Source organism: Oceanobacillus polygoni (assembly GCF_008304605.1).
GTDB classification, from domain to species: Bacteria; Bacillota; Bacilli; order Bacillales; family Amphibacillaceae; genus Oceanobacillus; species Oceanobacillus polygoni.
On sequence record NZ_PIJY01000050.1, the window covers coordinates 1 to 2,247 of the forward strand.

The 2,247-nt window shown below is 36.9% G+C and carries 2 protein-coding genes and 1 pseudogene; 1 reads left to right on the forward strand and 2 read right to left on the reverse strand.

What is annotated here, in order from left to right; genetic code table 11:
* Nucleotides 1-244 precede the first annotated feature (244 nt).
* Nucleotides 245-448: a DUF1657 domain-containing protein gene (locus F1560_RS21080; RefSeq protein ID WP_095308175.1), complete on the reverse strand. Its 204-nt coding sequence runs from the start codon at nucleotides 446-448 to the stop codon at nucleotides 245-247.
* A gap of 332 nt (nucleotides 449-780) precedes the next feature.
* Nucleotides 781-942, reverse strand: a complete 162-nt coding sequence (locus F1560_RS22245) for a hypothetical protein (RefSeq protein ID WP_187773791.1) — start codon at nucleotides 940-942, stop codon at nucleotides 781-783.
* 198 nt (nucleotides 943-1,140) lie between these two features.
* On the opposite strand from F1560_RS22245, the pseudogene F1560_RS21085 reads away from it, so the two are divergent.
* Nucleotides 1,141-2,247, forward strand: a pseudogene (locus tag F1560_RS21085) (MFS transporter); the annotation flags it as partial.

Consider the following 2,247-nt stretch of genomic DNA (forward strand, 5'->3'; position numbering starts at 1 on the left):
TTTTGCTTTATTAGATGGTTGCTGACTAATTAGTTTTTCATTGGAAATCTTTGTAATATCCGGAGAATCAACGCTTTGTTGTCCTTGTTCCTGTGGTGGTTCATTTCCACAAGCGGTCAATAATAAAGCTAAACAAAGGAAAAAAAATACTGTGGTTGTTCGCATATCTCACACCCATCTCTTCATTTGAGGTATGTAGGAGGCTACTAAAAGCCCTCCTTTAGTTACTCGCCAATGCTTTTATTTATTGTTTGTATTGTGGTTCTTCTTGTTCTATTTGAGTAACTCTTGGTTCTACATTGTTTAGTACGCCCATAGTTTGTTGTGCTGCATCTTGATATAGTTGTTTTGCTTGTTTGTTTTCTGTCTCAAGTGCAAACTGTTCAAAACTTGCCTGAACACTCTTCAATCCTGCAATTGTTTGTTTTACTTGTGTTGCTACTGTCATATCATCCCTCCTCATTAATTGCACTATTATTTTGTAGATATAAGGAATTAAATATACTAGTTAAGTTCTACCATTTCTGTAGATGAAGGTTAGGTGTTTAATTTCTTATAGGTTAATTTGTTAGTAAGCAGAAGAAATAGACCAAACGATTTTAAGATGCAGCCTAATGTTATGATTTTTAGCGGGCGGTGTTGGGTAAAAGCCATCGCTAACGGGCTGTATCCAAATATCAGTCGGTACAGATAGATGGGCCACACCACCTTTTCCGAGTACCGTTTCAACCAATGCCTTTGTTTCATAATTGATAACGATAATGCTACAGACTCCCCATTCTATCCTTCCTCTTCCCAGTAAGCTAAATCTACCCCTGCGCAAAACCTTATTCTTTTATCAAAAAGAGTGTTGTTTAGGCTAATTTTGCTAAAGAAATAGCTCTGAATGGTTTCAAACTTTTCTATCCCAATATTTAGTGGATGTATTTCTTTAATTTTCATTTTAATTCCTCCCTCATAAATTTATCATTTTGCTTGTTGATGGATATATTGCATCGTCTTTGTTTGTATAATTTTCCGCCCGAATTCCAAGTGAAATAGCCATGGATAAAACAAATTAAAGGGGTCATTATATAGCGAAACTTCATAAGAAAGGTTGTTTTCGTTCATACTATACATAGTGTGATTTAAAGGAGTTCAATGATGTCGAAGAAAAGGTTTGAAAAATCCCAAGATGAAATAGCCATAAAGCGTTGGGCAATTATATCCCTTGCCTCTATTCCCTTAATTATGACACTGGGAAATTCAATGCTTATTCCCATTCTTCCTTTCCTTTAATGGAAAAAAAGCTTGATATCACAACGGTACAATCCAGTTATATAATCACCCTATATTCCATTGTCGCCATCGTCCTTATTCCCATCGCTGGGTATTTGATCGGTTTGGACGGAAAATTGTAATCCTTCCCTCATTAATCATTGCTGGAATTGGTGGCCTTGTCTCAGGATGGGCCGCATGGAAAATGGAAAGTCCCTATTTTTTTATTCTGATTGGTAGGGTCCTGCAAGGTATTGGCGCCGCAGGTACAGCCCCTATTGTTATGCCTTTAATTGGGGATCTTTTCAAGAAAGACGAAGAAGTAAGTTCTTCCCTTGGCATTATTGAGACTTCCAACACATTTGGAAAAGTTTTAAGCCCAATACTGGGATCCCTACTAGCGGGATTTATCTGGTTTTTACCCTTTTTCGCCTTTCCGGTATTTTGTCTAATTTCTGCTTTACTAATCTTATTTTTAATCAAAAAGCCTAAGAAGGAAGAAGAGCCTTTAACATTTAAGCAATTCACGCAAAACACAAAGTCTATTTTCCGCATGCATGGTAAATGGTTATTTGCAGTATTTATTATCGGTATCATTTTAATGTTTATGCTATTTAGTATTCTCTTCTATTTATCAAACATATTAGAAGATGAACATCATTTTGCGGGGATTAAAAAGGGATTTATTTTAGCTATTCCACTAGCCTCTCTTTGTATTTCATCATTTATAGCAGGAAAGGTTATTAAAGATAATATGGCGCGACGATGAAATGGATTACTTTTGGAGGGATTGTGCTATCTGGGGTGTCCGCTTTAGCTGTAAGTTTCTCAGCTTAACTCATTTATTTGCTCGCTGTGTTTTTAACATGTGGCATTGGAATCGGTGTGAGCCTCCCCTGCCTTGATGCCTTATTACCCAGACAATTGAAAAGGAAACACGCGGGACAATCACATCCTTTTATAGTGCGATGCGCTTTGTAGGTGTCGCAG